The sequence below is a fragment of the Brevundimonas sp. NPDC055311 genome, assembly GCF_053645695.1.
Genome location: NZ_JBSHMV010000003.1, coordinates 165,664 through 190,536, shown reverse-complemented (window position 1 = coordinate 190,536; position 24,873 = coordinate 165,664). Strand labels below are relative to the sequence as shown.

Genomic DNA, 24,873 nt, shown 5'->3' with positions numbered 1-24,873 from the left:
GCTTGCGTAGCGCCGTGACTCAGTCCTTCCAGCCCACCGCCATCACCTTTGTCGCCAGCGACCGGCCCGAGGCCGAGGCCGCCCGCAAACGGTTGAGCGAACGCTATGGTTCTGTTCCAGCCGCCGAGGCTGAGGTGATCGTCGCCCTGGGCGGCGACGGCTTCATGCTGGAGACGCTGCACAACAACCTGCAGCTGCGCACCCCCGTCTATGGGATGAATCGCGGCTCGGTCGGTTTCCTGATGAACGACTATGAGGAAGACGACCTGCTGGATCGGCTGGCCCAGGCCGATCGCACCGTGCTGCACCCCCTGCAGATGGACGCCTGGGTCGAGAGCGGCCAGGTCCACAGCGGCCTGGCGATCAATGAGGTCTCCCTGCTGCGCCAGACGCGCCAGAGCGCAAAGCTGCGCATCAGCATCAATGACAAGGTGCGGCTGGAGGAACTGACCTGCGACGGCTGCCTGGTGGCGACGCCGGCGGGTTCGACCGCCTACAACCTGTCGGCGCACGGGCCGATCATTCCCCTGGACGCGCCCAGCCTGGCGCTGACGCCGATCAGCGCCTTCCGGCCCCGGCGCTGGCGCGGCGCCCTGCTGTCGCACACGGCGCGGGTGCGGTTCGACGTGCTGGAGCCGGACAAGCGGCCGGTCAGCGCCACCGCCGACAATTTCGAGGTGCGCCGCGTCTCGCGCGTGGAAGTGCGCGAGCGGCGCGACATCACCCTGACCATGCTGTTCGATGCGGGCCGCTCCTATGAAGAACGGGTCATGGCCGAACAGTTCGCGGCCTGAGCCGCGCCGATGAGCGTTGTCACCGGATTTTAAGCCTCTGTGCGACAGACTGGCGTTTGCTGTTGAGGAGTCATCTCGTGACCAACCAAGTCATCCGCCCGCCCAACCCCCTGCGCGCCAAGGTCGGCGGCGGATTCGGCGGCATTGACGCCAGCGCGATCGCCAGGGCCGAAGAGGCCCTGAAGGCCATGTCGGCCCAGTTCGGCCAGTGGCTGAACGATGAGGTGGCCAAGCTCGACAAGGCCCAGGCCGACATCCGCAGCCAGGGCTACAGCCCCGAAACGGCCGAGGCCCTGTATTTCCGCGCTCATGATCTCAAGGGGCTGGGAACCACCTACGAATATCCGCTGGTCACGCGCATCGCCGCCTCCCTGTGCCGGATGCTCGACGACGCCGACAAGCGGATGCAGGCCCCGCTGGCCGTGGTCGACGCCCATATCGACGCCATCAAGGCCGTGGTGCGCGACAAGATCCAGACCGACGACCATCCGGTCGGCCGCGACCTGGCCGAGACCCTGGAAGCCCGCGCGGCGGAACACCTGGGCTAAGATGATGGCTGGGGGCGCGGCTCAGGCCGCGCTGACGGCACCACGCCAATCGTCGCCGGCCGGGCGGTCCAGCCGTTCCAGCAGATAGGCCAAGTCTTCGCGCGCCGCGTCCGGACGCTGGCTGAGGAAGCGCTCCAGCATCCGCTGGCGGAAGGCGGCGCTGCCGGTGTCGCCGCCCTCGGCCTGCAGCGTCCGCCAGGTGTCGACCCCGGCGCGAAACGCCTGGAACAGGCGCGGCGGCATTCCCGCGCGGTCATAGATGGCCTTCAGCCCCAGAGGCCCGGCGTCGTGCACCATCAGCCAGGCGCGATGGTGCGGCGTGCCCGCCAGTTCGGCCAGGGCGTGTTCGAACAGACCGATCTGGCCGCGCGCCAGCGCCCGCAGCAGCAGCGACGGCGTCAACACCCGACGACTGTTCAGCCCGGCCACGAAGGCGGGCAGATCCTCGGTCGTCCGCGCCTGATCCACCAGGTCGATCGTCGCCCGCTCCCGCGCGAAATCGGCGAACTGTATGGCGGTCTCGGGCGCCAGGGCGTGGCGGGTGATCAGATGCTCGCGCACCGCCTCGCTGGCCAGGACCACCAGCCGCTCGGTCACCGACAGCGGCAGGACCTGACGATAGGCCAGGGCCGATATCACCTCGGGGGCGTCACTGAATCGATCCAGGGCGACACCCAGAGCGGCTTCGGACAGGTCGGCGTTGTCATTGGCGGCCAGGGCGGCGACCGCCTCCTGCTTGCCTTCCGCAGCCAGGACCGTCGCCACGTCACGCGGCACGCGCGGGCGGGACGCCACCGCCACCTGGCGCAGCGCCGTCCCGGCGCGCACGATCTCGATCAGGTCGTCGTCCGTGAAGGCCGGGCAGCTGTTGATGATGGGCAGGGCCACGCTGTCCACGTCGCCCGCCAGCCGGCGCGCCGCCTCGCGCGGCATGATGTCCGAAGCCTTGAGCGTCACCGCCACGGCCCGACGCACCAGTTCCGCCGCATCCGCCGTCAGCACGCCCAGGATCTTCTGCGCCGCCTCGCGCCCCGCATCGTCCAGCGGCATCCGGTCGATGCTGCGGCACAGCTTGTGAGCGGCGGCCGCACGCTCGTCCTCCAGATCAGACTTGATCAGGCGCCGGATGTCGCTTTCCGTCAGTCTGGCGCGGTAGGCGGTCATGGCTCGGAGGCTCAGGGTCAGCGAGGAATCAATCGTCACCCCTAGCGTTACATAGTTAACGCTCTCTTAGGAATAAGGCGGAAGCGTGGTTACGCCACCTTGTCCGCAGGCGGAGCGAAGGCCCCGCCGAATCCGCCGCCCGCCCCCTGCCCGTCCTGGCCCAGCAGAAGCGCCAGAAGACTCTGATCCTGCTTCAGCCGGTCCAGACGCGCGGCCAGCATCCGATCCTTCTCGCTGAATTCCGGAACCGCCTTGCCCGCCCCGACGCCGGACGCCGGGAAGGCCTCGCCCGCCGTGCGCTGCAGGTTGGCGTGAACCTCGGCCGCCGTCGCCGGTCGACCGTTGCGGTAGAAAATGGATCGGTTAGCCGAGGCCGCTTCGGGGAATAGAGCCGCCGCGCTTGAATGGGGTCGCGACTGCACCGCCTCCAGCAGCTTGGCCGCGCCCGCCGGGCCCAGGAAGTGGGCGGCGTAAAGGTCGCCCGCCCCCGGCTCGCGCCCCGTGCGGCCGCGCAGATAGGCGGCGTTGGAGGCCGTCAGCTCGGCCGCCATGGTCGAGGCCGCATGGGGGTCGAAACGCAGGTCCAGCACCACATTGCGCGCCGAGCCCCGCACCTGCCAGCGTCCGTCCCCGCCCTGGTAGATCAGGTCCGCATACTGGCCGTAGCCGTGCTTGGCGCCATGCCGCTTCACCGTGCCCAGCCAGGTCTGTTCGATGAACTGGAACAGGCCCGAGGCCGAGGAGGTCGGCGCGCGCGCATTGGGGTTCATCGCGCTTTCGCGGCGCGCGGTCTTCATCAGAAAGTCGAAATCCACGCCGGTCGAGGTCGAGGCGCGCCGAATGGCCGCCTCCACGCCGCCGGATGATGGAATCGCTTTCACGGTCATGTGTGAACGGTCGCTAACCTAGGTAAACCAAACCTTAACATCGCAGCTTCGCCGTTAACAATTCGAAGCGCCACAATAAGGCCGCAAGCAAAGCGCGAACATCGTCATGTGGGCGCTGGGGAGGGCCTGCGACAGGAGGCGCGTAAGTCATGATGATGCGTATCGCCGGGGGCCACGGCGTGGTCACCCCCCTCGACTTCCAACAACGCAAGAAGCCCCTGCCCCGGTGGGTGTGGGCGATGATCACCGCTTCGGCCCTGGTCCACGTCGGCGCCGGCGTCTGGCTGTATCAGCAGCGGTTCGAGCTGGCGGATGTCCCGCCCTCGGTCAGCGAGCCGCCGCCTACCGTCATCGAGCTGATCCGTCCGCCGCTGCCGCCGAAGCCTGAGACGCCGCCAAAGGCTTCGCCCGCGCCGACGCCGCCGATCCACCGGCCGACACAGGTCATGCCCAGCAACGTCGCCCCGCTGGAGGTTCCGCTGGCTCCCGTGGTCAGCCATGACGCCGGACCGGTCATCAATCTGACCGAACCGGCAGCCGAGCCTTCGACAGGAACAGCGGTCACGCCGGAACCGCCCAAGCCCGTCCCCGTCATCACCCAGCCCGACTGGGTTCGGAAGCCGACGGCGGCTCAACTGATGCGGGCCTATCCGTCCGCCGCCGAAGCGCGCGGCATCGGCGGCGTGGCTGAACTGTCCTGTCTGGTGCGTATGGACGGCAGCCTGACGGGTTGCTCGGTCACGTCCGAGACGCCGGGCAATCAGGGCTTCGGCCGAGCGGCGGTGAGCCTGAGCCGCTACTTCCGTCTCAGGCCGCGCACGGTGGACGGTCAGGCGGTCGACGGCGCCCGCGTCACCATGGCCATCCGCTTCGACCTGCCCAAGGATTAAAGGAACCGCGAGGGATGGAGGGTCGGCTCGGGGACGGGTCGGCCCTCTGTCGCATCGGCGACGCCAGCGCCGATCAGCGGCCCCAAAAGCCAGCCGTTGCGGCGCGGGCCCAGCGCGACATAGAGACCCGGCGCGACCTGCCCCGCCATGGGAAGGCCGTCCGGCGTCGTTCCTCGCACCCCAGCCCGCCAGTCGATCGTCAGAGAACGCGGCGACTGGTCCAGCACCGTCCATGCAGCGGCCAGCATGGCCGCGCAACGCGCAGCGTCGGGGATCAGGGAGCGCTCGCCCGGCTCCATCGTCGCCCCGATCACGCTGCCCTCGCCCATCGGCGCGACATAGGCGCCCGGTCCGCGCACCACGTGATCGACCAGCCTCTCCTTCACCAGACCGATCTGGCCGCGAATGGGCGTGATGCAGGCGACCGCCGCGCGCGCTTCAGGCGGCAGGCCCTCCAGCGCCGGATCAGCGCCGGTAGCCAGAATCAGATGCTCCGCACGCACGGCGCCCGCCGTCGTCTCGACCCGCCAGCCCTGCCCATCGCGTGACACGCTCTGCGCCCGCGCTTCGATCACCGTCAGTCCCTGCGCCAGCGCCGCCAGCGCCTGAGGCGGATCGACCTTGGCGTCCTCAGGCGTCGTCAGGCGCGCGGAGGCGGCGTCATACTGATGCTGAAAGCCCAGAGCCGCCATCCGCGCCGCCAGTTCGGCGACGTTTCCGCCGCGCCATTCAGCCAGATCGCCATACAGGCGCACGCCCGTCGCCTCTGCGAAGGCGGGCCACAGGTCGCGCGCGCGACGCAACGCCTGCGCCGCTTCGAGCGACAGATCGTCGATGGCGCACTCCATGGCGGGCGCGACCATGCCCGCCGCCACGGCCGAGGCGTTGACGCCGCCGGGATCGACCGCCGCCACGCGGCGTCCGCGCCGCCTCAGCTCCGCCGCAGCGCACAGGCCCAGAGCGCCCGCGCCGATGACCACGGCGTCGAAGAAAGGTTCGGGAGAATTGAAAAGGGGCACGGGATGTCCTTCGACCTCCCGCGCCCCGATTTCAACCGTTGAGGACGGTCTTTTATTCAGCCGCCAGCTTGGCCGCCCGCGCCTCTTCCAGACGCTTGGTCAGGGCGGCGTGCTGGTTCCACAGGGCCTTGGGCAGGCGATCGCCGAACTTCTCGTAGAAGGCGGGGATCAGGGCGGCTTCCTCGGTCCAGACGTCGGCGTCGACGTCCAGCAGGATCTGCAGATCGGCGTCGGTCAGAGTCAGGCCCGACAGGTCCAGCGCAGCCTTTGACGGCACGCGGCCGACCGGGGTGTCGACAGCCTCGGCCTGACCTTCCAGACGCTCGACGATCCACTTCAGCACGCGGGCGTTGTCGCCGAAGCCCGGCCAGACGAACTTGCCGTCCTCGTTCTTGCGGAACCAGTTGACGAAGAACAGGCGCGGCAGCTTGGACGCGTCGGCCTTCTCGCCCATCTTCAGCCAGTGGCCGAAATAGTCGCCCATGTTGTAGCCGCAGAACGGCAGCATGGCGAAGGGATCGCGGCGCAGTTCGCCGACCTTGTTCTCGGCGGCGGCGGTGCCTTCGGAGGCCACGGTCGAGCCCATGAAGACGCCGTGCTCCCAGTCATAGGCTTCCGTCACCAGCGGCACGGCCGAGGCGCGGCGACCGCCGAACAGGATGGCGTCGATCGGCACGCCCGCCGGGTCTTCCCACTCAGGCGCGATCGACGGGCACTGACCGGCCCACACGGCGAAGCGCGAGTTCGGGTGCGCGGCAGGCTCGCCCGAGGCTGGATCGTGCGGCTGACCCTTCCAGTTGGTCAGGCCTTCCGGCGCGTCCTTGGTCAGGCCTTCCCACCAGACGTCGCCGTCGGCGGTCAGGGCGACGTTGGTGAAGATGGTGTCGCGCGTCAGGGTCTCGAGCGCGTTCTTGTTGGTGTTGCGGCTGGTGCCCGGAGCCACGCCGAAGAAGCCCGCTTCCGGGTTCACGGCGTACAGGCGGCCGTCTTCGCCGAAACGCATCCAGGCGATGTCGTCGCCGACCGTCTCGGCCTTCCAGCCGTCCAGCGCCGGTTGCAGCATGGCCAGGTTGGTCTTGCCGCAGGCGCTCGGGAAGGCGGCGGCGACATATTTCACCACGCCTTCGGGGCTGGTCAGCTTGAGGATCAGCATGTGCTCGGCCAGCCATCCTTCGTCGCGGGCCATGACCGAGGCGATGCGCAGGGCGTAGCACTTCTTGCCCAGCAGGGCGTTGCCGCCATAGCCCGAGCCATAGGACCAGATTTCGCGCGTTTCCGGGAACTGGACGATCCACTTGTCGTCGTTGCAGGGCCACGGAACGTCGGCCTGGCCTTCCGCCAGCGGGGCGCCCACGGTGTGGACCGCCGGGACGAACTCGCCGTCAGCGCCCATCAGGTCCAGCGCCGCCTTGCCCATGCGGGTCATGACGCCCATCGACACGGCGACATAGCCGCTGTCGGTGATCTCGACGCCCAGGGCGGAGATCTTGGAGCCGAGCGGCCCCATGCAGAACGGCACCACATACATGGTGCGGCCCTTCATGCAGCCGTCGAACAGGCCGTTCAGGCGGGCGCGCATCTCGACCGGATCGGACCAGTTGTTGGTCGGGCCGGCGTCAGCCTGGTCCTGCGAGCAGATGAAGGTGCGGCTCTCGACGCGGGCCACGTCCTTGGGGTCCGAGGCGGCGTAGTAGCAGCCGGGGCGCTTGGTCTGATCCAGTTCCTTCAGCGTGCCCTTGGCGATCAGATCGGCGACGATGGCCGACTTCTCGGCGTCCGATCCGTCGCACCAGTGAACACGGTCCGGCTTGGTCAGGGCGGCGATCTGCTCCACCCAGGCGACAAGGCCCTTGTGTTCGGTCGGCGCCGGATGGAGTCCGAGAATCGATTGAGTCACGTCTTGCTCTCCTGAACCTGCGCGCGGCGATCTGTCGTCGCCGTCACGCAATAAGCTGATCACGCTGTGTTACGGGGGCAATGAACCCGACGGGACGTAAGGTCAACCGCTGCACGTTTCATTCTCCCGTTATCCGGGGAAGGCCGCCGACGAGCACATTTAAATCGCCAGAAGGGTCGCAGACAGTTATCTCCTTCGGCGTGAAGACCATGGATTCTGTAAAGTCGACGCCGGGCGGTTCTTCCGGCGCCCTGACCTCGCCCGCGGCCGAGCGCAACCGCGCGGCCATACTGGAGGTGCTGCGCGCCCATCTGCCCAATCAGGGGCGGGTGCTGGAGATCGCCGCCGGATCGGGACAGCACGCAGCCGCCTTCGCCGCCGCCCTGCCCGGCCTGAGTTGGACGCCCAGCGACCCCAGTCCGGAGGCCCGCGCCAGCATCGAAGCCTGGCGGTCGACGGCAGACGCAGGGGACCTGCGGCCCGCACAGACGATCGACATGCTGGATGAGGCGAGTTGGTCGGGCGAGGCGTTGAACGCCCCCTTGGACGCCATCGTCTGCATCAACATGATCCACATCAGCCCGTGGGCGGCGACCGAGGGCCTGATGCGGCTGGCGGAACGGTCGCTGACGCGCCCCGGCGGCGTTTTGTATCTGTACGGCCCCTATCGCGAGGCCGAGGCCCCGCTGGCCCCATCCAACGCCGCCTTCGACGACAGTCTGAAGGCGCGTGATCCGGCCTGGGGCCTGCGCGACCGGGGCGAGGTCGAGACGCTCGCCCGGTCGCATGGTCTGGCCCTGACGCTGCGGCGGGCCATGCCCGCCAACAACCTGAGCCTGATCTTCCGCCGCGTTTAGATGGCGGCGACCACCGCCGTCAGTTCGGCGCGATCGTTCAGCAGGGCGACCTTGCCGTCGCGGAACACGGCGCCCGGCGCGTCGGCGGCCTGACCAAAGGCGTCGGCCGCCAGGGCCACCCCGTCGGCGAAAGCGAGAACCGGCAAGCCTTGCGTCTTGGCGAGGTTCACCAGCGCCTTGACCTGGGCCAGACCGGCCTCGTCCGCCATGCCGCCGGGAATCACCACGCCTTGAACCCGACCGCCGCTGATGTCGTCAGCCGTCGCCGTGGCCAGAACCGTCAGTCCGCCCGAAACCAGACTGCCCTCGCCGGTCGAGATCGGAGCCAGAGACACGCCTTCAAAGCGAAGGGCGGTCTCGATGTCGCCGAGTTCGCCGAAATCCATGCCCTTGCGCATGATCAGGCCGAAGCGCAGGCGAGCGGGCGCGGGGCGGTTGCCGTATTGGCGGGAACGAGGGGCGGTCGCGGTCTTGCGTTGAGCGTACAAAATGTCTCCTTCGAAGGTTATCGATCAATATTCGCGGACGATCTTGAGAAAACGTCGCGCCCCGTACGCCGCAACCGGATCAAACACGGCAAACGTCGCAATCCGAAACGGGCGGAAGCGAACGCGGCAAAGTCATCAGGGTGACTGCTGATATAGGCTTATGATGCTCAAGGTCAACTTGGCGACGAAAACGTGAACTCATCGCCGAGACGGAAAATCTGAATCGCGTCGCCACGACCGCAGCCTTGCCTCCGCCCGCAACGCCGCCCTACACAGCCCATCGCATCGGAGAGTCAGTCAGGCCATGGCCTTCACCCGCACCTATGAGGGCGCAGAGCCCGTCCGCATCAACAAGTGGCTGGGCCAGACCGGCGTCTGCTCGCGCCGCGAAGCCGAGGGGCTGATCGCCGATGGCCTGGTCAGCATCGACGGGGAGGTCGTGCGCGACGCGGGCCGCAAGATCGAACCGGGCCAGACCCTGTCCCTGAACGACAAGGGCGAGGCGGCGCTGGCGGCGGGGGTCGCCATCTTGCTGCACAAGCCGGTCGGCTATGTCTCGGGCCAGCCCGAGCCGGGCAAGGTCCCGGCGGTGCGCCTGCTGACCGCCGCGAACAAGGTCGGCGAAGGCGAAGCCCCGGCGCGCGACGCCTCCCTGCCCCCGGTCGGGCGGCTGGACGAGGATTCACGGGGCCTGCTGCTGCTATCGTCGGACGGCGTGGTGGCCAAGGCCGTGATCGGCCCCCAGTCGGACCTGGACAAGGAGTATCTGGTCCGCGTCGCCGGCGCCGTGACCGAGGCCAAACTGACGAAACTTCGTCACGGGCTGGAGTTGGACGGCCGCCAGTTGAAGCCCGCCCGCGTCACCCAGATGGAGCCGCAACGCCTGCGCTTTATCCTGCGCGAGGGCCGCAACCGCCAGATCCGCCGCATGTGCGAACTGGTCGGGCTGGAGGTGGTCGACCTCTACCGCATCCGCATCGGTCCGGTGAAGCTGGGCGACCTGCCGCAAGGTAAATGGCGGATGCTGACGGCGGACGAACGCGCGGCTCTGATCAAGGGCTGACCAACGTCGTCATGGCCGCCAGACGATTCAGTTCGGCGACGTGGGATGCGAAGGCCGTCCTTCCTGCTGACGTAAGGCTGAGCCAGGTGCGCTGCCGCCCGCCTTGCGCCGCCTTGCGGACAGCGACGTAGCCCGCCTCCTCCAAGGTCTTGACGTGTTTCGACAGAACCGAGTCGGAGACTTGAATCGCGTCGCGCACTATTGCGAACTCGGCTTCTGCAGCCGACAGGATGGCGCATATCTGCAGCCTTCCCGGCGCATGGATCACGGTATCGAAGACCGGCGGCTTCACGAGACGCTCCGCACGTCGATACGATACAGACGCATCCAGACCCTCATCCCGATGACGCCCAGAACCGCCGCCGCCAAACCGTTGGCGAAGGGAACCCAGACCACGCCCTGCACCCGCCCGAGCCAGATGCTGACACCCATCAATCCTATCAGGAGCGCCGCGAGAACGATGGCGGCCCAGCGAGCGCGACGCGGGCTGTAGCCGTTCACCCAGACCCCCGTACGATCCTGCCAGACCCGCATGATCGTCACCAGGATGGCGATGGCCACAGCCACGCAGGCCATGCCGATAGCGGTCGAGAAGCCCTGCCCCGCAACCAGAAGAGCGCACGCCAAGGCGTAACCGGCGTCGTACCACCAGGGCCAGTAGTTCATCTTCGAGAAGGCCTGCTCGCGGGTCTGGCGTATCTGCTCAAGAGCGGCCTTCGCGTCATGCGTATCTGACATGAGACATCCCTCACTTTCCAGAAAGGAAAATGACGATGACTTTCCACTTCTTCAAGTCATGACTTTCCAGAACAGAAAGTTATTTGAGCGCCTTGAACCACCGTTGCAGCAGGGTCGCTTCGGCGCGGTGCGCATTGGTGCGGGCGGCGGCTTCCTCGTCCACGCCCCAGCGCTCGTCAGTGAAGGCTTCGTCCAGACGCGACAGGTCCAGCGCCGCCTCGCCCGCCAGCGCCCCGCGTTGCACCGCCAGCCCCAGCACCGCCGAGCCGAACAGCGGAACCGCCGTCGCCAGCCCGGTCAGGGCGAAGTCGTCCATCTCCAGCGCCAGCGCCTCGACCCGCGCCAGAGCCTCGGGCGCCTGGGGCCGATGGATGATCCCCTCGACCGGATGCAGTTCGACGCCCAGCTCGCGCGCGGCCCAGTCGCGCCATGGCCCCCATTCCGCCTGCTGACGTTGGATCAGGCCCGACGGCGTCTCGGCCAGATAGCAGAGCACGTCCGACCCGGCGTAGCGGGCGATTTCCTCGGCCACGGGACCACGCGTCTGGCTGACCCGGTCGATGGCGGTCGAGGCCAGGCGGGTGGCGGGCATGGTCGCGGGCGTCAGATGCTCGCCCTGAGCGTCCCACTCGTCGGCCACGAGGCGAGCCGCCACCTCGGTCGGCAGGACGATGGCGTTTCCGGCCGGCGTCTTGGGCGCGCGGCCGTCCAGCAGGACGATCCAGCCTCCGTCGCGGGCCTCGACCCCAGCGCTCTTCCAGAAGCGCTTGATGCGCTCCTCGGATTCACGAAAGCCCTTCTGGGCGGCGACGTTGGGGTCCAGCGGGGGAATATGGGTCATGACGGACTTCTAGGCGAACAGCTTGGTCGAGGCGAACCGATCAAGCGCCGCCTCCAGATCGGGAAAATCGGCGGCGATGTGAAGCGCGCCCGCAGCCGCCTGCTCCTCCACCGTATGAAAGCCCCAGCCGACGCCCAGCGGATGCACGCCCGCCGCCAGCGCCATAGCGATGTCGTGGCTGGTGTCGCCGATCATGGCGGTCGAGGCGGCGTCGGCTCCGCAGGTCCTCATGGCGGCGCGCAGCATGGCCGGATCCGGCTTGCCCGGCCCGTCCTCGGCGCAATGGCTGGACAGGAAGAGATCGGCCCACTCGGGCCGCGCCAGATTGCGGGCCACGCCGCGCCGATTCTGGCCCGTCGCCAGCGACAGCCGCCAGCCGTCGCGCTTCAGGCGCCGCAGGGTGTCCATCACGCCGGGATAGAGTGGCTCCTCATGCCCGGCCTCATACATGGCGCGGAAGCTGGCCTGGAAGGCGGCGACGAAATCGGCCAGTTCGGCGTCGGTCAAGGACGGCTCCAGCACGTGCAAAGCGTGATGCAGGCTCAACCCCACGATCTGGCGCACCCGATCGTATTCCGGTTCAGGCAGGCCCAGAACCTGCGCCGCCTCGCAGGCCGCGCGATGGATCGAGGCGCGGCTGTCGACCAGGGTGCCGTCGATGTCGAAGACGGCGAGCGGAGCATCGGAAGCGATCATATTCAGACCGGCACGATGTCGAAGGCCACGGTCAGGCGCGGCTGGTCGCCGCCGAAGGGCACGGTGCCGTGCCACAGGCAGGACGGGAACAGCACCAGCTTGCCCGGCTCAGGTTTTTCATAGCGTAGCGGCTCCAGCGACGGCGAAGTCGGGAACGGCGGCTGGGCCAGGGCCAGCCAACCCTCGCGCCCGCCCGCGTCAACCACCGGCGGTGTCTCGATATAGCAGGCCGAGGAATACCACCCCTTGGGATGGATGTGATGCTCGTGGAACCCGCCCGGCGCCAACCGCACGGACCAGCAGCCGTTCAGCCTGTAGTCTCCTGTATTGCGGCTGCGGACAGGGTCCGCCCCCTGCCCCAACTGTGCCAGATGGCGACGGATCGGCCCGTCAATGGCGACGAAGAAGGCGCGGATGACCGGATCGTCGACCAAGGTCAGGTCCACGGGCGTCTGCGTCCCGTGCCGCAGGCTCTGACCGAGCGGGTGATTCTCATAGGCGTGCTGCGCCAAAAGAGCCGTCTTCAGGTCGGCCAGATAGGCAGGCAGATTCTTCCATCCCGGCGGCGCATCAATGGTCAGGGCGCCCACCAAGCCGCTGATGTCATCGAGGCCCAGAGGGTCGCCCCCTCCCTTCACCCGGCTCGCCGTCGCGTGGAGGGCCAGAACCTTCTGATCCGCGCCCGGAGCCGCCAGCAGCTGGCGTAGAATCTCCAGGGCTTCATCGGCAGCGCCCGATGCGATCAAGACTTCCGCCAGATTGGCCCAGGATTCGATCACGCCCGGCTCCAGCTGCGTTGCGGCGCGCGCGTGATCCAGGGCCAGACCCATATCGAACTTCAACGCAAATTTGCTCGCCGCCACCTCGACCGTCGCCGCCCGCACGCCCCCCTCCCTGGCTCGGCGGGTCAGTTCGTCCCAAGCCTCGCGCGGATCGGCCCCGCCGTATAACAGGACCACCGCCAGACAGGTCAGCAGTTCGGCATCGCCTGGGGCGTCTTTCAGCGCCTTCAGCACCGGAGCCGTCGCCGCTTCACGCGTCCCGCCGCGCATCCAGATCAGTTGCGCCAGTTCCCGCACCGCATCGCTGTAGGCCGGGCGCCGCTTGATGGCCTGACCATAGGCGTCGACCGCCTCGTCATGTCGGGAGCAGGCGGACAGGGCGCGGGCCAGGACCAACCATGTTTCCGGCGCGTCTCCGCCATTGCCCATGGCCCGGCGCGCCGCCTCGACAGCCTCGGCGTTGCGGCCGGTGTCGCCGAGCAAGCTCGCCAGATTGTGCTGGGCGACGACGCTGCGGGGCGCGAGCGCGGCTTGCTCGCGACGAATCGCCAGGGCCTCTTCCTTGCGGTCCAGCGCCTTTAGAAGATCGACCTGCAAGGTCTGAACGGCGATCCGTTCGTTTGGCGGCGCCTGTTCCAACACCGCCAGCGCGCCCGTCAAGTCGCCTTGATGAGCCAGCGCCTCGGCGCGCTGAAGACGCATCTGGACGGCCGGCCCCGTATTCATCGCATCCGCCGCACGCCCGCGAAGGGGTCTTCGTCGGCCTCGTCCTCGGAGAAGCCGAAGTGGTTGAAGCCGGCCTTCATCTCGGGACTGAGGGGAGCTTCGACGATCAGCTTGCCGCCGCCGGGATGGTCCAGTTCGATGCGGCGGGCGTGAAGCTGCAGCTTCAGCGGGCCGGACAGTTCGTTCGACTGGTCGTTGCCGTATTTTGGGTCGCCCAGGATGGGGTGGCCGATGGCGCTCATGTGAGCGCGCAGTTGGTGCGTTCGTCCGGTGAAGGGGCGCAGGGCCATCCAGGCGGCGCGGTGTGCGGCGCGGCTGACGGTGGCGTAGGCCGTCTCGGCCGTTTCGGCGCCGTGCTCCTTGGGATCGGCGGGGCGCATAATCTCGAAGTCGTTGATGCCTGACTTCTTCAGCGCCAGGTCGATCTGGCCCGCCGAGGGTTTGGGATTGCCGATGACGATGGCCCAGTAGGTCTTCTTGGCCTGACGACGGGCGAAGGCCCCGGCCAGTCGCTTGGCCGCCTCCGGCCCCTTGCCCAGCAGCAGCACGCCCGAGGTGTCGCGGTCCAGACGGTGGACCAGGCGCGGGCGCTCCATCCCCTCGCCCCAGGCCGACAGCAGGCGGTCGACGTGCTTGGTCGTCTTGGTGCCGCCCTGCACCGCCAGCCCGTGCGGCTTGTTCAGGGCGAGGACCATGTCGTCTTCATACAGGACGAGTGATTTGGCGTAGGCGGCGTCGCGGTCGCTGATCTTGGGCTTCTCGCCGGGGACGCGCTCGACCGGATCGGGAATCGGCGGCACGCGCACGGCGGCGCCGGCGGTCAGGCGGTCCTCGGGCTTCACGCGCGAGCCGTCGACGCGGATCTGGCCGCTGCGGGCCATCTTCTGCACCTGAATGTGCGACAGGTGCGGCCAGCGACGCTTGAACCAGCGGTCCAGACGGATGCCGTCCTCGGCCTCGGCGACAAAGAGAGTCTTGACCTCGCGGGTCATGCAAAAGCCTTTCGGGCGATAAGAAGCCCCAGGAACAGGGCAGCGACGGCCAGGACGACCGAGGCGGCGACATAGAGGGCGGCCGTGGCCATCTCGCGGCGTTCGATCATCAGCGCCGTCTCCAGCGAGAAGGCCGAGAAGGTGGTGAAGCCGCCCAGAACGCCGACCGCAGCGAAGAGGCGGATGCTCTCCTGGTGCGCGCCCGCCTTCAGCGCCAGCCACCCGGCCAGCAAGCCCATCAACAGGCCGCCGATCAGATTGGCGCCGAAGGTGCCCCAAGGCCAAGCCGCGCCCGGCGCCAGACGGCCGACCGTCAGGCCCAGGGCGTAGCGCGCCATCGCCCCCAGAGCGCCGCCGCTCGCAACCAGCAGAAAACGTGTCATGCTGGCGGCATATACTGTTCCGACGTCATTTGCGAAGGCCGCCATGCACGACCTTGTCCTCGCCATCCTGCACCACCTGCTGTTCCTGGGCCTGATCGTCATGCTGGCGTCGGAGCTGGCGCTGCTGCGGACGCCGGAACCGCCGGTGAAACGTCTGGCCGGGCTGGATGCAGGCTATGGCGTCACGGCCCTGCTGATCGTGCTGGTCGGGGTCGGACGGGTGATGGGCGGCAAGGGCTGGGCCTTCTATGAAGCCAATCCCTTCTTCTGGGCCAAGATCGCAACCTTCGCCCTGATCGGCCTGATCTCGATCCGGCCGACGCTGGCGATCCTGAGATGGCGCAAGGCGGCGCGGACGGCGCCCGACTACGTCCCGCCACAGGCCGAACTGACCGCCGCGAGACGCGCGATCGGGCTGGAGATTCTGCTGTTGATCCCGTTGCTGGCCTTCGCCGCCGCCATGGCGCGCTGGCCGTTCTAGAACTTAAAGGCGCGGACGGATGGCGTCCTGCACGCCGCGCGCGTCATAGGCTTCCGGGCGATCTGGGCGCTGGCCGCGGCCCATGACGATCTCCAGCGTGGTCGAGGTCGGCTGCGGCCCGCTGAGGTCGAAGCCCAGGCCGACGCCGACGCCCGAAGTGGACCAGCCGCCGTAACGGCCCGTGCCGGCGCCGACCGACACGCTGGGCCGCACGCCGCCCGCGCTGTCGGGACGGCCATCGATCCAGCGCTGCGTCACCTCGAACCAGTCGTAGCCCTGCTCGGTTGTCAGCTGGGCCGCGCGGAACAGCGCCATATCCGCCACCGGACCGGGCGCGCCGACGCCCTTATAGGTCACGCGGAAACGGTCGCGTTCGATCTGTTGTTCGGAATAACCCTGCCCGTTCGGCCCCATCTGCCGGCCATAGGGCGCAAGGCTGGCGCAGGCCGTCAGAGCCAGGGCCGAGGCTGCGATCGTGACGATGGCGAGGCGTTTCATGCGCGTGTCTCCCACGCCCGAACAGCGTACGGGCGAGCCGGATTGTTCCGCTGTGAAGCTGAACAGGGGATGAAGCGCCTAAAGCCCCGCCGCCTCACGCAGCGCCTGGAAATCCGGAGGCTCGGTCGCCTCAACCGTCAGGCGGCCGCCGTCCGGGTGGGGAAAGCTCAGCTTCGCCGCGTGCAGCATCAGGCGCGACGCCGGGCGCCCGGCGAAGGTCAGGACGCCGCCGTAGCGCACATCGCCGACCAGGGGCCGACCGATGTGGGCCATGTGGACGCGCAGCTGGTGCATCCGCCCGGTCAACGGCTCCAGCTCGACCACCGCCCCCTCTTCGTTGGCGGCCAGGGTGCGATAGCGGCTCTGCGAGGCCTGAGCCCCCTCGGCTCCGACCTCGACCACGCGCATATAGGATTCCCGGCCGATCTCTTGACGGCGCAGGGGGGCGTCGATCTGACCCGCGCGCGGCTCGGGCGCAGCGGCGATCAGGGCGCGATAGGTCTTGTGGAATTTGCGGGCCTGCAGCGCCTTGCCGAAGAAGCCGGCGGCGGGCTTGGTCTTGGCGGCCAGGATGACGCCAGAGGTGTCGCGATCCAGTCGATGCACCAGTTCCGGCCGCTTGCCGTTCGAGCGGGCGAAGGCCCACAACAGGTCGTCCAGCGTATGCGCCTGGATGCGGCCGCCCTGGCTGGACAGGCCCGACGGCTTGTTGAAGGCGATCAGATGCGCGTCTTCATGCACCACCCACGAACGGACGGCGGCGATCTCTTCTTCGGTCAGGGAAACAGGCTGGCGGGTTTTCACCCGCCGAGCCTTTAGCGGAGCACGCCCTTCTTCGCCATGGCCCAGGCGTACCAGGCCAGGAAGGCGGCGATGACGACGATGACGTAGGGCATCCACTCCATCATCGCCAATTCCGGCGGCAGCGCGGGCGGCGGGTTGATGAATTTGGAGTAGATCAGACTGACCACCGCCCCAAGCAGCGACAGGGCGTAGGCATGAACGGCCCAGCGGCTGCGCGTCAGCAGCAGCAGCGACCCGATCACCGCGCCCCAGACGCCCAGCGCCCATGGACCATACATCCAGGCGGGCATGGCGTTGTAATAGGCGATCATCTCCTCGCCGAAGCCGGACTCGCGCATATAGGCTTCGCCGCGCGTGGTGGTCTGCACGAAGTCATAGCCGCCGAAGCCGTTCCACAGCAGCGACAGAACGCCGACCAGCCACAGATGCCACGGCGTCGAAGCACGCCTTGAAATATCGACCATTGTTCCCTCCCCAGGTTGTCGATGGAGAGGAGATTACGCCTGAAATCGAGGCGTTAACAATATTCGCTACAACCCCGCCTGAAGCGCCCGCCTAGCGGATCAGGCCCTTGCGTCGCGCCCAGTGCGAATAGGCGATCTGCACCGCGAAGATCAGGGCGACGACCAGGGTGAAGGCCGTCCCGCCCGCGCCCAACACCTCGCGCCCGTTGCTCAGCGCCAGCACATAGACGGCGTGCGCCAGCATGGCGATCAGGCCCGCGACGAAGGCGTTGAACGCCAGCTTCCGTCGCAGCAACAGCATCAACGCCCCCAGCAGGCCGCACCACACCGCCACGCCGTAGGCCACGTCGGTCCACAACGGCGCCGAGCGCAGGTAGAAGACCTGCTCCATCGTCAGCGCGCTCCAATAGGCCTGCGCGCCCGTCACCTTCTGATACCACTGCCAGACGCCGACGCCGTTCCAGAGCACTGACGCCGCACCGATGGCCCACAGATGCCACGGCGTCGCCGGGCGCTTCGAAATATCGACCATCATTCTTCCCCCAGAGCCTTGAGCGTCGAAAACTACGCCGAAATAGGCCGCCGCAACAAGGGCTTCGGCCTTGCTTCAGACGATCACGCCGCGTCGGTCCATCCAGGCGCAATAGGCGGTCTGGGCAATCAGGACGGCGATGATGACCAGGCCGAACGCCAAGCCGACGGGCCCCATGATCTCGCGCCCATTGCTCATGAAGTGGATGTAGGCTGTGTCCGCCAGCATGGCGATCAGGGCGATGGCGAACAGCATAGTCGCCTGGCGTCGCCGGAACAGCAGCAGCACCGCCGCCAGCAGCCCGCCCCAGAAGGCGACCCCGACCGCAACATCGGTCCATAACGGCACGGCGCGAAGGTAGGCGGCTTCGGCCGGCGTCAGGCTGTTCCAGTAAGCAGGATCTCCCGTCACCTGCAGCATCCACTGCCAGACGAAAAGCGCATTCCACAGGAAGGACAGCACGCCGACCAGCCACACATGCCAGGGCGTCGACATACGCCGCAGAACATCGACCATAGCCGCCTCCGCAGTTGGAAGGTTCAGCCTACCCTTCTAGGACGCGCGCCACAATGAACATCGTTCACCGACCATTTCTTTCCTCCGTCATCCTCGGGCTTGACCCGAGGATCGAGTTCAGCCCGCGCTAGGCACATTAACGTCGCGCAGGCGGACGACTGGATCCTCGGGTCAAGCCCGAGGATGACGGCTAGAGGGTGAGGATGATGGCTAGAAGGCAGTGTGCGAGCGGTACGCGCTACGCCTTATCCGCCTGCATCCGCGCCCGCATCGCCGCCCACCGTTCCAGGCGCGCCTTGACCTTCTCCTCATGGCCCTCGCCCTTGGGCTTGTAGAAGGTGCGGCGCTCCATTTCGTCGGGGAAGAAGTCGGCGCCGGAGAAACCCTCGGGCGTGTCGGGGTCATATTGATAGCCCTTGCCGTAGCCCAACGACTTCATCAGCTTGGTGGGGGCGTTGCGGATATGGGCGGGCGGCATCAGGGAGCCGGTCTCGTGCGCCGCCTTCTTCGCCGCCTTGAAGGCTTCGTAGACCCCGACCGATTTGGGCGCTGTGGCCAGATGGACCACGGCCTGGGCCAGCGCCAGCTCCCCCTCAGGCGAGCCGAGGAAGTCGTAGGTGTCCTTGGCCGCATTGGCGACCAGGATGGACAGGGGGTCGGCCTGACCGATGTCCTCGACCGCCATGCGCACGATGCGGCGCGCCAGATAGAGGGGGTCTTCGCCCCCGTTCAGCATCCGCGCCAGCCAGTAGAGCGCCGCGTCCGGGTCCGATCCGCGCACCGACTTATGCAGGGCCGAGATGAGGTTGTAGTGCTCCTCGCGCGACTTGTCGTAGGCGGGCGCTCGCTTCTGCAGCACGCCCGCCAGGGCCTGCACGTCCAGCGGTTCGACATCCTGCAGGTCGAACAGCACCTCGGACATGGTCAGCAGATAGCGACCGTCGCCGTCCGCCAGGGCCAGCATGGCCTGGCGCGCCTCAGGCGTCAGCGGCAGGCGCATGTCCATCAGCGCCTCGGCCCGGTCCAGCAGCAGATCCAGCGAGGCGTCGTCCAGCCGTTTCAGCACATAGACCTGCGATCGCGACAGCAGGGCGCCGTTCAGCTCGAAACTGGGGTTCTCCGTGGTCGCGCCGACCAGGGTGACGATCCCCTCCTCCACGAAGGGCAGGAAACCGTCCTGCTGGGCGCGGTTGAAGCGGTGAATCTCGTCGACGAACAGCAGGGTCTGCTGACCCGCCGCCCGGCGCATCCGCGCGGCCTCGAACGCCTTTTTCAGGTCCGCGACGCCCGAGAAGACGGCGCTGATCGACTGGTATTCATAGCCCGCCGCCTTCGCCAACAGGCGGGCTATCGTCGTCTTGCCCGTGCCCGGCGGCCCCCACAGGATCATGGAGCCGAGGCGCCCGGCCTCGATCATGCGGCGGATCGGCCCGCCTTCGCCCAGCAGGTGGTCCTGGCCCACCACCTGGTCCAGCGCCTGCGGGCGCAGACGGTCGGCCAGAGGTGCGTCGGGAGGATGGATGCCGGAGGCTTCGAACAAATCAGTCATGGAACGCTCTAGATAGGCGTTCGTTCGGGCGACTGCACCCGCTACAACGCCTCCAAGGAGGAATCGCATGACTAAACCCAAGCCTGAACAGGGACCGAGCGGCGGGGTGACGCCCCATCTGACCATTCCCTCGCGCGGCGCGGCCGCGGCGATCGAATTCTACGCCCGCGCCTTCGGGGCCGAGGAAGTCATGCGGATGCCCGCCGAGGACGGCGAGCGCCTGATGCACGCCCATCTGCGCATCAACGGCGGCAGCATCATGCTGGCCGATGAATTCCCCGAATGGACCGGCGAAGCCGACATCAAGCCGGTCGGGGTCAGCCTGCATCTTCAGGTCGACGACGCCGACGAATGGTGGGGCCGCGCCCTGGTCAACGGCGCGATTCCGGTCATGCCGCTGGAGGACCAGTTCTGGGGCGACCGCTACGGCCAGGTGCGCGATCCGTTCGGCCACCTGTGGAGCATCGGCGGACCGCAGAAGGGGTAAGACCCCGCCGCCGTAAGCCATAGAAAAGCGCAACCCTCTCCCTCCCCTTCATGGGGAGGTTGGCTGAGGCCGAAGACCGAAGACGGGTGGGGACGGCAAGCCAAACAATCGCCGCGCTCGGATCACCTAGCCCTCCCCACCCGGTCGCTTCGCGACCACCCTCCCCATGAAGGGGAGGGAGAAACACAGCGCCTGCTTCCCTTTGACTTCCTACCGGGCCGGAAAGCTCTACGGCAAGCGGCCGGTCAGACGACGGCCGTTGCGGACGATGGTCAACTCCGAGCCGCGTTGCGCACGTCCCAGGGCGGCGACCGTCGTGACGGCGCGGCCGTCGATCTGCACCACCAGGTCGTTGGGACGCAGTCCGATGCGGGCCGGGACGCTGTTGCGCTGCAGTCCCGTGACCACCACGCCGCTGGTGAAGGGATCGCCGCCCAGGCGGTCCGCCAGCGCCGGGTTCAGCGCCACGCCCTGAAGCCCGGCCAGGGCGCCCTGCCCCACGACCGTGCCCTGCCCCGGATCGGCGTCGCCCGGCAGGGTCGAGACGCGAGCGTTCAAGGTCTGGGTCCGGCCGTCGCGCAGGACGCTGACGGCGACCGTGTCGTTCGGCGAACGGGTGCCGACGCGGAAGTTCAGCCCTCCCTGGTCGTTGACCTCGGCGCCGTCGATGGCGGTGATGACGTCGCCCTGCTCGATGCCTGCGCGCGCGGCCGGGCCGCCGGCGTAGACGTCGGTCACCATCAGGCCTTGCGGCCGCTCAAGCCCCAGACTGCGGGCCATGTCGGAGCTGACCGAGTCGCCCTTGACGCCCAGCCAGGCGCGCTCGACCGACTTGGCGCCGCCGACAGCGGAATCCACGACCCGCTTGACCATGGTGGCCGGCACGGCGAAGCCGACGCCCGTCGAGGATCCTGTGCGCGAGAAGATGGCCGTGTTGATGCCGATCAGATCGCCGTCCATGTCGACCAGGGCGCCGCCGGAGTTGCCGGGATTGATCGGCGCGTCGGTCTGAATGAAGGAACCGGAATCGCTGATGCCCGTCTCGGTCCGGTTCAGGGCCGAGATGATGCCGTTGGTCACGGTCTGACCGACGCCGAACGGATTGCCGATGGCCAGGACCAGATCACCGACCTGCTGCTGCTCCTGATCGTCGATGCGCAGGACCGGCAGGTCGCCGTCCAGGTTTTCGAGTTGCAGCACCGCGATGTCGGACCGCTCGTCCGCCAGCAGCACCTTGGCCGGATACTCGCGCCGGTCGTTCAGAGTGACGCGGATCTCCTGCATGTTCTGGATGACGTGGTTGTTGGTCACGACGATCCCGTCCGGACGCACGATCACGCCCGAACCGATGGAGCCGGTCACGCGCGACTGCGGTCCGCCGCCGAACAGTTCGAAGAAGGGGTCGCGCACGCGCTGGACGCCGCGCGCGGAGATGTTCACCACGGCGGGCGCGGCTTCGCGCACCACGGGAGCAAAGCTGGTCTTCAGCGAACCGGCGTCGCGCGGGGCGACGCGGGGCTGTTCGGCGAAGACGCCTTCCTGCGCCTTGGAGGGCTGCGGCTGGCCGCAGGCGGACAGGATCAGGGCGGCGGCGATGGCCAGTCTGGAAGTCTTCATCTCGTCCCGGTTCTACAAGCTTGGGCGTTGCATCCATTCCGCCTCGGCTTTTCGACAGGATCAAGGCCGTCTTTCAGTCCAAGGCGCGGCGGCGATCAAACGGATGTGACCTCGTCCCGTTCCGCCCGGCGCGCGGTCAGGAATCCGATCAGGGCGCCCAGAGCCAGCACGGCGGAGGCCAGATAGAAGGCCAGCCCCGGCTCGGACAGCAAGGCGTCGGCCGCCGCGGACACCGCGGGCAGCCCCCGCTCCGACAACCAGGCCGCAGGCCGCCCGCCGCCCTCACCCACCGAAACCGAGTAGATCCAGCCGAAGAACAGGGGCGAGGCCACCCCGGCGATGGAGGCGACGCTCATGTTCGCGCCCTGAAGCTGGCCCTGCTCGCTCTCGCCGACGCGGCGGGTCATCAGGGACTGAAGCGTCGGCATGGCCAGACCCCACAGGGCGTTGGGGAACATGGCGACGATGAAGGCGACGCCCGTCGGCGCCCAGCCCATCAGTGCGATGCCCACAGCCCCGCCGCACAGGCCGAAGATCATGGTCGCTCGGTCCCCGAACCGTTTGGACGCCGGGCCGACCAGCACGCCCTGAACGATCATGTCCAGCACCCCGACCATGGCCAGCAAGGCCCCGACCTGCCACGGCCCCCAGCCGTAACGGAGCCCGGCGTAGAGGACGAAGACCGCTGAAAAGACGTGGTGGGCGAAGTAGAGCAGGAAGTTCACGACCGCGAGGCCCGCCAGCTCGGCGTGACGCTTCAGCAGGATCATGGCGCCGACCGGGTTGGCGCGACGCCAGCTGAAGGGCATCCGCTTCTCCAGCGGCAGGCTCTCCGGCAGGATGAACAGGCCGTACAGGAAGGCCACGCCGGACAGGGCGCCCGCCACCCAGAAGGGCACGCGCGGTCCGAACTCGCCCAGGAAGCCGCCCAGAACCGGCCCCAGCACGAATCCGCCCGAGAAGGCCGCGCCGATCAGACCATAGGCGCGAGCGCGTTTCTCCGGCTCGGTGATGTCGGCCATATAGGCGTAGATGGTTGTGAAGCTGGACGAGGTGACGCCCGCCACCAGCCGCCCGACCGCCAGCCACCACAGGTTCGGCGCCAGCGCCATCAGCACATAGTCGGCCGCCAGCCCGGCGCAGCTCAGCAGGATGACGGGGCGGCGCCCGTACTGGTCCGACAGCGAGCCGATCACCGGCGAGGCCAGGAACTGCATCCCCGCCCAAAGGGCCACGAACACCCCGTTCAGCAGGCCCGCGCGCGCGTTCGACCCGACGAACTCCTCGATCAGATGGGGCAGGACCGGAATGACGATCCCCATGGCCACGATGTCCAACACCGCAGTCACGAGGATGAAGGCGATCGCCGAGCGGCGGACCTTGGGCTGGTGCAGGGACATGAGGGCTCGCGGAGGTGGAGCGACGTTCTAGACGCCGCCGGCCGCCCACGCGATAATTTTCCTTAACTCGTCACCCTCGGGCTTGTCCCGAGGGCCCATCTTTCTGCAAGCTCTGCCTTAATGTCGAACGAGCGACCCTTCATCGCCGCCTACATGATGGCCAACCGGCCCCAGGAGACATTGTATGTCGGCGTAACCAGCAATCTGGTTCAACGCGTGCAGCAACATCGAGACGGGAGCTTCCCTGGCTTCACCAGAGAACACGGACTGAAGCGACTCGTCTGGTATGAACCCTTCGAAGCGATCACGGACGCGATCCGCCGGGAGAAGGCGTTGAAACGCTATTTGCGCGACTGGAAGATCAATCTGATCAAGCGGGAGAACCCGCACTGGGAAGACCTGGCGAAAGCGTGGTTCGCGCCGTCAACCTGGCGGCATGACCCTTAAGCGGCGCGTGTGAAGCCCCGATGGGCCCTCGGGACAAGCCCGAGGGTGACGAAATTAGGGCTGCTCAGCGCTGCGTCACCGGAAGCGTGTCGTTCGGGTCACCGTCGCCGTGCGGTGCGGAGACGCCCAGAAGGCGAGCCAAGAAAGGCTGGACGTCGACGCTGTCCAGGTTCTCCAGCCGCCGTCCGGCGATGACGCCGGGTCCGTGGGCGATGAAGATCGCCTGCATCTCGGGCGCGGCGTTGTCATAGCCGTGGGCCCCGCCGGGTTTGGTCACCGGGCGCGCCCTGGTCGCCAACAGCCAGCCGGGCTCCGAAGCGCAGACGATGGCCGGCACGCGCGGGTTGGAGCCCAGGATGAAGCGCGCCGGGATCTCGCTCTTGCGCCAGCAGTCCAGGTGCGGTCGCGAGCCCAACAGGGCCTGCTCCACCTCGGCCTCGCGCCCCGCAACGGGGTTCAGGAAGGTGACGGCGCCGCCATAGACGATCTGGACCGCCTCGGGGTCCACGATGTCGTCCAGCACCGTCACGCGGTCGGGCGAGGTCGCCGCCATGCCGTGATCGGACACCACGACCAGGATGGTGTTCTCATACAGGCCCCGCGCCTTCAGCCCCTCGACCAGGCGGCCGATGGAAGCGTCGACCGATCGCGTGGCCTCCAGCGTCTGGGGTGCGTCTGGCCCGTGGTGGTGGCCCATGGTGTCGACGATATCGAAATAGAGGGTGGTCAGGGCCGGGCGCTGGGCGGCGGGCAGGTCCAGCCAGGTCAGCACCTGATCCACGCGGGCATCGCCCGGCATCGACTGATCGAAGGGCGCCCAGTAGCTGGGCCGCACGCCGCGGATGTCGGCCTCGGACCCCGGCCAGAACATGGTGGCGGTCTTCACGCCCTGCCGCTCGGCCGAGACCCAGATCGGCTCGCCCTGGTCCCACCAGCGGCGATCGGTGACGGCCTGCTTGTTGCCGAGCGAGAAGCGGCCCAGTTCGGCGTCGACCATGTTGTTGCCGACGATGCCGTGGTGATCGGGATGCAGCCCCGTGACCAGGGTGTAGTGGTTGGGGAAGGTCACGCTGGGGAAGGACGGCTTCATCGGGCCCGACGCCCCCTCGGCCGCCAATTGCGCCAGCACCGGCGTCGCCCCGCGTTGCAGATAGTCCGCGCGGAAGCCGTCGATGGAGATCAGGATGACGTTCGGCGCCTGGGCCGTCTCGACCGGCGGCGCGGGCGGCGTGGTGGCGCAGGCGGCGACAGCCAGGGTCAGGACGGCGGCGCGCGCCAGCCCGAACAGACGATCAAACATGAGGTGCTCCCGA

At 68.0% G+C, this 24,873-nt stretch carries 29 protein-coding genes; 8 read left to right on the top strand and 21 right to left on the bottom strand.

From position 1 onward, the window contains the following. The first annotated feature begins 14 nt into the window (after positions 1–14). On the top strand, positions 15–794 hold the full coding sequence (locus tag ACWIDZ_RS12040; RefSeq protein ID WP_291781419.1) for an NAD kinase: 780 nt from the start codon (positions 15–17) through the stop codon (positions 792–794). A 77-nt stretch (positions 795–871) separates the two neighbouring features. Beyond that, on the top strand, positions 872–1,342 hold the full coding sequence (locus tag ACWIDZ_RS12035) for an Hpt domain-containing protein (protein WP_453989293.1): 471 nt from the start codon (positions 872–874) through the stop codon (positions 1,340–1,342). A gap of 21 nt (positions 1,343–1,363) precedes the next feature. Here ACWIDZ_RS12035 and ACWIDZ_RS12030 read toward each other — a convergent pair whose 3' ends face one another. Both ACWIDZ_RS12030 and ACWIDZ_RS12025 read right to left on the bottom strand, forming a co-directional pair. Then, positions 1,364–2,506 (bottom strand): DUF2336 domain-containing protein, encoded by a 1,143-nt coding sequence (locus ACWIDZ_RS12030; RefSeq protein WP_343828976.1) that lies wholly within the window; start codon positions 2,504–2,506, stop codon positions 1,364–1,366. A gap of 89 nt (positions 2,507–2,595) precedes the next feature. Then, a complete protein-coding gene (locus tag ACWIDZ_RS12025; protein ID WP_453989292.1) occupies positions 2,596–3,393 on the bottom strand; it encodes a transglycosylase SLT domain-containing protein in 798 nt (265 codons plus the stop codon). A 149-nt stretch (positions 3,394–3,542) separates the two neighbouring features. Here ACWIDZ_RS12025 and ACWIDZ_RS12020 point away from each other — a divergent pair, with 149 nt between their 5' ends. Then, positions 3,543–4,283 carry a TonB family protein gene (locus ACWIDZ_RS12020; protein ID WP_453989291.1) on the top strand — a complete coding sequence of 247 codons (741 nt, stop codon included), beginning with the start codon at positions 3,543–3,545 and terminating at the stop codon, positions 4,281–4,283. On the opposite strand, the gene ACWIDZ_RS12015 is transcribed toward ACWIDZ_RS12020, so the two are convergent. Both ACWIDZ_RS12015 and ACWIDZ_RS12010 read right to left on the bottom strand, forming a co-directional pair. Continuing rightward, on the bottom strand, positions 4,280–5,302 hold the full coding sequence (locus ACWIDZ_RS12015) for an NAD(P)/FAD-dependent oxidoreductase (RefSeq protein WP_453989289.1): 1,023 nt from the start codon (positions 5,300–5,302) through the stop codon (positions 4,280–4,282). The two genes, ACWIDZ_RS12020 and ACWIDZ_RS12015, sit on opposite strands and share 4 nt — an antisense overlap. Before the next feature lie 52 nt (positions 5,303–5,354). Continuing rightward, positions 5,355–7,199, bottom strand: a complete 1,845-nt coding sequence (locus tag ACWIDZ_RS12010) for a phosphoenolpyruvate carboxykinase (GTP) (protein WP_453989287.1) — start codon at positions 7,197–7,199, stop codon at positions 5,355–5,357. A gap of 209 nt (positions 7,200–7,408) precedes the next feature. Between ACWIDZ_RS12010 and ACWIDZ_RS12005 the strand changes: the two genes are divergently transcribed. Continuing rightward, positions 7,409–8,056 carry a DUF938 domain-containing protein gene (locus ACWIDZ_RS12005; RefSeq protein WP_453989285.1) on the top strand — a complete coding sequence of 216 codons (648 nt, stop codon included), beginning with the start codon at positions 7,409–7,411 and terminating at the stop codon, positions 8,054–8,056. On the opposite strand, the gene ACWIDZ_RS12000 is transcribed toward ACWIDZ_RS12005, so the two are convergent. After that, the gene (locus tag ACWIDZ_RS12000; RefSeq protein ID WP_312218855.1) at positions 8,053–8,544 is read right to left on the bottom strand and encodes a hypothetical protein; all 492 of its coding nucleotides are present in this window, start codon (positions 8,542–8,544) and stop codon (positions 8,053–8,055) included. The two genes, ACWIDZ_RS12005 and ACWIDZ_RS12000, sit on opposite strands and share 4 nt — an antisense overlap. Before the next feature lie 304 nt (positions 8,545–8,848). Here ACWIDZ_RS12000 and ACWIDZ_RS11995 point away from each other — a divergent pair, with 304 nt between their 5' ends. Then, on the top strand, positions 8,849–9,607 hold the full coding sequence (locus ACWIDZ_RS11995) for a pseudouridine synthase (protein ID WP_453989284.1): 759 nt from the start codon (positions 8,849–8,851) through the stop codon (positions 9,605–9,607). Here the strand turns inward: ACWIDZ_RS11995 and ACWIDZ_RS11990 are convergent. The 7 genes from ACWIDZ_RS11990 to crcB form a co-directional block, all read right to left on the bottom strand. Continuing rightward, a complete protein-coding gene (locus ACWIDZ_RS11990; RefSeq protein ID WP_453989283.1) occupies positions 9,597–9,899 on the bottom strand; it encodes a winged helix-turn-helix domain-containing protein in 303 nt (100 codons plus the stop codon). The genes ACWIDZ_RS11995 and ACWIDZ_RS11990 overlap by 11 nt on opposite strands. Further along, the gene (locus ACWIDZ_RS11985; RefSeq protein ID WP_453989282.1) at positions 9,896–10,345 is read right to left on the bottom strand and encodes a hypothetical protein; all 450 of its coding nucleotides are present in this window, start codon (positions 10,343–10,345) and stop codon (positions 9,896–9,898) included. Before ACWIDZ_RS11985 ends, ACWIDZ_RS11990 begins: the two co-directional genes overlap by 4 nt. Before the next feature lie 79 nt (positions 10,346–10,424). Further along, positions 10,425–11,186: an ATP12 family chaperone protein gene (locus ACWIDZ_RS11980; RefSeq protein ID WP_453989281.1), complete on the bottom strand. Its 762-nt coding sequence runs from the start codon at positions 11,184–11,186 to the stop codon at positions 10,425–10,427. A gap of 9 nt (positions 11,187–11,195) precedes the next feature. Further along, entirely contained in the window at positions 11,196–11,882 is a 687-nt protein-coding gene (locus ACWIDZ_RS11975) for an HAD-IA family hydrolase (RefSeq protein WP_453989279.1), read from the bottom strand. Positions 11,883–11,884: 2 nt separating this feature from the next. Further along, the gene (locus tag ACWIDZ_RS11970) at positions 11,885–13,366 is read right to left on the bottom strand and encodes a putative 2OG-Fe(II) oxygenase (protein WP_454071137.1); all 1,482 of its coding nucleotides are present in this window, start codon (positions 13,364–13,366) and stop codon (positions 11,885–11,887) included. Positions 13,367–13,386: 20 nt separating this feature from the next. Next, positions 13,387–14,382, bottom strand: coding sequence for an RluA family pseudouridine synthase (locus ACWIDZ_RS11965; RefSeq protein ID WP_453989277.1), 996 nt, complete (start codon positions 14,380–14,382; stop codon positions 13,387–13,389). Next, the gene (gene crcB, locus ACWIDZ_RS11960; protein ID WP_291781374.1) at positions 14,379–14,765 is read right to left on the bottom strand and encodes a fluoride efflux transporter CrcB; all 387 of its coding nucleotides are present in this window, start codon (positions 14,763–14,765) and stop codon (positions 14,379–14,381) included. Before crcB ends, ACWIDZ_RS11965 begins: the two co-directional genes overlap by 4 nt. 43 nt (positions 14,766–14,808) lie before the next feature. Here crcB and ACWIDZ_RS11955 point away from each other — a divergent pair, with 43 nt between their 5' ends. Then, positions 14,809–15,246, top strand: a complete 438-nt coding sequence (locus tag ACWIDZ_RS11955; RefSeq protein WP_291781370.1) for a DUF2214 family protein — start codon at positions 14,809–14,811, stop codon at positions 15,244–15,246. A 3-nt stretch (positions 15,247–15,249) separates the two neighbouring features. Here the strand turns inward: ACWIDZ_RS11955 and ACWIDZ_RS11950 are convergent, their stop codons facing one another. From ACWIDZ_RS11950 to ACWIDZ_RS11925, 6 genes are all read right to left on the bottom strand, one after another. Then, on the bottom strand, positions 15,250–15,744 hold the full coding sequence (locus tag ACWIDZ_RS11950) for a CC0125/CC1285 family lipoprotein (protein WP_291781367.1): 495 nt from the start codon (positions 15,742–15,744) through the stop codon (positions 15,250–15,252). Between the two features lie 78 nt (positions 15,745–15,822). Beyond that, entirely contained in the window at positions 15,823–16,548 is a 726-nt protein-coding gene (locus tag ACWIDZ_RS11945; protein ID WP_453989276.1) for an RluA family pseudouridine synthase, read from the bottom strand. 11 nt (positions 16,549–16,559) lie between these two features. Beyond that, on the bottom strand, positions 16,560–17,012 hold the full coding sequence (locus ACWIDZ_RS11940) for a hypothetical protein (protein ID WP_453989274.1): 453 nt from the start codon (positions 17,010–17,012) through the stop codon (positions 16,560–16,562). 91 nt (positions 17,013–17,103) lie between these two features. Beyond that, positions 17,104–17,544: a hypothetical protein gene (locus tag ACWIDZ_RS11935; RefSeq protein WP_453989272.1), complete on the bottom strand. Its 441-nt coding sequence runs from the start codon at positions 17,542–17,544 to the stop codon at positions 17,104–17,106. A 75-nt stretch (positions 17,545–17,619) separates the two neighbouring features. Then, positions 17,620–18,060 (bottom strand): hypothetical protein, encoded by a 441-nt coding sequence (locus ACWIDZ_RS11930; RefSeq protein WP_453989270.1) that lies wholly within the window; start codon positions 18,058–18,060, stop codon positions 17,620–17,622. 238 nt (positions 18,061–18,298) lie between these two features. Beyond that, positions 18,299–19,609 (bottom strand): replication-associated recombination protein A, encoded by a 1,311-nt coding sequence (locus ACWIDZ_RS11925; protein WP_312218867.1) that lies wholly within the window; start codon positions 19,607–19,609, stop codon positions 18,299–18,301. Between the two features lie 67 nt (positions 19,610–19,676). Between ACWIDZ_RS11925 and ACWIDZ_RS11920 the strand changes: the two genes are divergently transcribed. Next, a complete protein-coding gene (locus tag ACWIDZ_RS11920; RefSeq protein WP_343828957.1) occupies positions 19,677–20,096 on the top strand; it encodes a VOC family protein in 420 nt (139 codons plus the stop codon). Positions 20,097–20,324: 228 nt separating this feature from the next. Here the strand turns inward: ACWIDZ_RS11920 and ACWIDZ_RS11915 are convergent, their stop codons facing one another. Together ACWIDZ_RS11915 and ACWIDZ_RS11910 are read right to left on the bottom strand one after the other, a co-directional pair. Further along, positions 20,325–21,713, bottom strand: coding sequence for a Do family serine endopeptidase (locus tag ACWIDZ_RS11915; RefSeq protein WP_291781348.1), 1,389 nt, complete (start codon positions 21,711–21,713; stop codon positions 20,325–20,327). A 95-nt stretch (positions 21,714–21,808) separates the two neighbouring features. Further along, positions 21,809–23,113 (bottom strand): TCR/Tet family MFS transporter, encoded by a 1,305-nt coding sequence (locus tag ACWIDZ_RS11910; protein WP_453989269.1) that lies wholly within the window; start codon positions 23,111–23,113, stop codon positions 21,809–21,811. 120 nt (positions 23,114–23,233) lie between these two features. Between ACWIDZ_RS11910 and ACWIDZ_RS11905 the strand changes: the two genes are divergently transcribed. After that, positions 23,234–23,560, top strand: coding sequence for a GIY-YIG nuclease family protein (locus ACWIDZ_RS11905; protein ID WP_453989268.1), 327 nt, complete (start codon positions 23,234–23,236; stop codon positions 23,558–23,560). 64 nt (positions 23,561–23,624) lie between these two features. Here ACWIDZ_RS11905 and ACWIDZ_RS11900 read toward each other — a convergent pair whose 3' ends face one another. Next, positions 23,625–24,860: an alkaline phosphatase family protein gene (locus ACWIDZ_RS11900; RefSeq protein WP_453989267.1), complete on the bottom strand. Its 1,236-nt coding sequence runs from the start codon at positions 24,858–24,860 to the stop codon at positions 23,625–23,627. Positions 24,861–24,873 lie beyond the last annotated feature (13 nt).

Excerpts from the sequence above, each read along its gene's own strand:
- ACWIDZ_RS12030 (WP_343828976.1), bottom strand. The coding sequence starts at position 2,506 with ATGACCGCCTACCGCGCCAGACTGACGGAAAGCGACATCCGGCGCCTG.
- ACWIDZ_RS12025 (WP_453989292.1), bottom strand. The coding sequence starts at position 3,393 with ATGACCGTGAAAGCGATTCCATCATCCGGCGGCGTGGAGGCGGCCATT.
- ACWIDZ_RS12020 (WP_453989291.1), top strand. The coding sequence starts at position 3,543 with ATGATGATGCGTATCGCCGGGGGCCACGGCGTGGTCACCCCCCTCGAC.
- ACWIDZ_RS12005 (WP_453989285.1), top strand. The coding sequence starts at position 7,409 with ATGGATTCTGTAAAGTCGACGCCGGGCGGTTCTTCCGGCGCCCTGACC.
- ACWIDZ_RS11995 (WP_453989284.1), top strand. The coding sequence starts at position 8,849 with ATGGCCTTCACCCGCACCTATGAGGGCGCAGAGCCCGTCCGCATCAAC.
- ACWIDZ_RS11985 (WP_453989282.1), bottom strand. The coding sequence starts at position 10,345 with ATGTCAGATACGCATGACGCGAAGGCCGCTCTTGAGCAGATACGCCAG.
- ACWIDZ_RS11980 (WP_453989281.1), bottom strand. The coding sequence starts at position 11,186 with ATGACCCATATTCCCCCGCTGGACCCCAACGTCGCCGCCCAGAAGGGC.
- ACWIDZ_RS11975 (WP_453989279.1), bottom strand. The coding sequence starts at position 11,882 with ATGATCGCTTCCGATGCTCCGCTCGCCGTCTTCGACATCGACGGCACC.
- ACWIDZ_RS11970 (WP_454071137.1), bottom strand. The coding sequence starts at position 13,366 with ATGCGTCTTCAGCGCGCCGAGGCGCTGGCTCATCAAGGCGACTTGACG.
- ACWIDZ_RS11965 (WP_453989277.1), bottom strand. The coding sequence starts at position 14,382 with ATGACCCGCGAGGTCAAGACTCTCTTTGTCGCCGAGGCCGAGGACGGC.
- crcB (WP_291781374.1), bottom strand. The coding sequence starts at position 14,765 with ATGACACGTTTTCTGCTGGTTGCGAGCGGCGGCGCTCTGGGGGCGATG.
- ACWIDZ_RS11955 (WP_291781370.1), top strand. The coding sequence starts at position 14,809 with ATGCACGACCTTGTCCTCGCCATCCTGCACCACCTGCTGTTCCTGGGC.
- ACWIDZ_RS11950 (WP_291781367.1), bottom strand. The coding sequence starts at position 15,744 with ATGAAACGCCTCGCCATCGTCACGATCGCAGCCTCGGCCCTGGCTCTG.
- ACWIDZ_RS11940 (WP_453989274.1), bottom strand. The coding sequence starts at position 17,012 with ATGGTCGATATTTCAAGGCGTGCTTCGACGCCGTGGCATCTGTGGCTG.
- ACWIDZ_RS11935 (WP_453989272.1), bottom strand. The coding sequence starts at position 17,544 with ATGGTCGATATTTCGAAGCGCCCGGCGACGCCGTGGCATCTGTGGGCC.
- ACWIDZ_RS11930 (WP_453989270.1), bottom strand. The coding sequence starts at position 18,060 with ATGGTCGATGTTCTGCGGCGTATGTCGACGCCCTGGCATGTGTGGCTG.
- ACWIDZ_RS11925 (WP_312218867.1), bottom strand. The coding sequence starts at position 19,609 with ATGACTGATTTGTTCGAAGCCTCCGGCATCCATCCTCCCGACGCACCT.
- ACWIDZ_RS11920 (WP_343828957.1), top strand. The coding sequence starts at position 19,677 with ATGACTAAACCCAAGCCTGAACAGGGACCGAGCGGCGGGGTGACGCCC.
- ACWIDZ_RS11915 (WP_291781348.1), bottom strand. The coding sequence starts at position 21,713 with ATGAAGACTTCCAGACTGGCCATCGCCGCCGCCCTGATCCTGTCCGCC.
- ACWIDZ_RS11910 (WP_453989269.1), bottom strand. The coding sequence starts at position 23,113 with ATGTCCCTGCACCAGCCCAAGGTCCGCCGCTCGGCGATCGCCTTCATC.
- ACWIDZ_RS11905 (WP_453989268.1), top strand. The coding sequence starts at position 23,234 with ATGTCGAACGAGCGACCCTTCATCGCCGCCTACATGATGGCCAACCGG.
- ACWIDZ_RS11900 (WP_453989267.1), bottom strand. The coding sequence starts at position 24,860 with ATGTTTGATCGTCTGTTCGGGCTGGCGCGCGCCGCCGTCCTGACCCTG.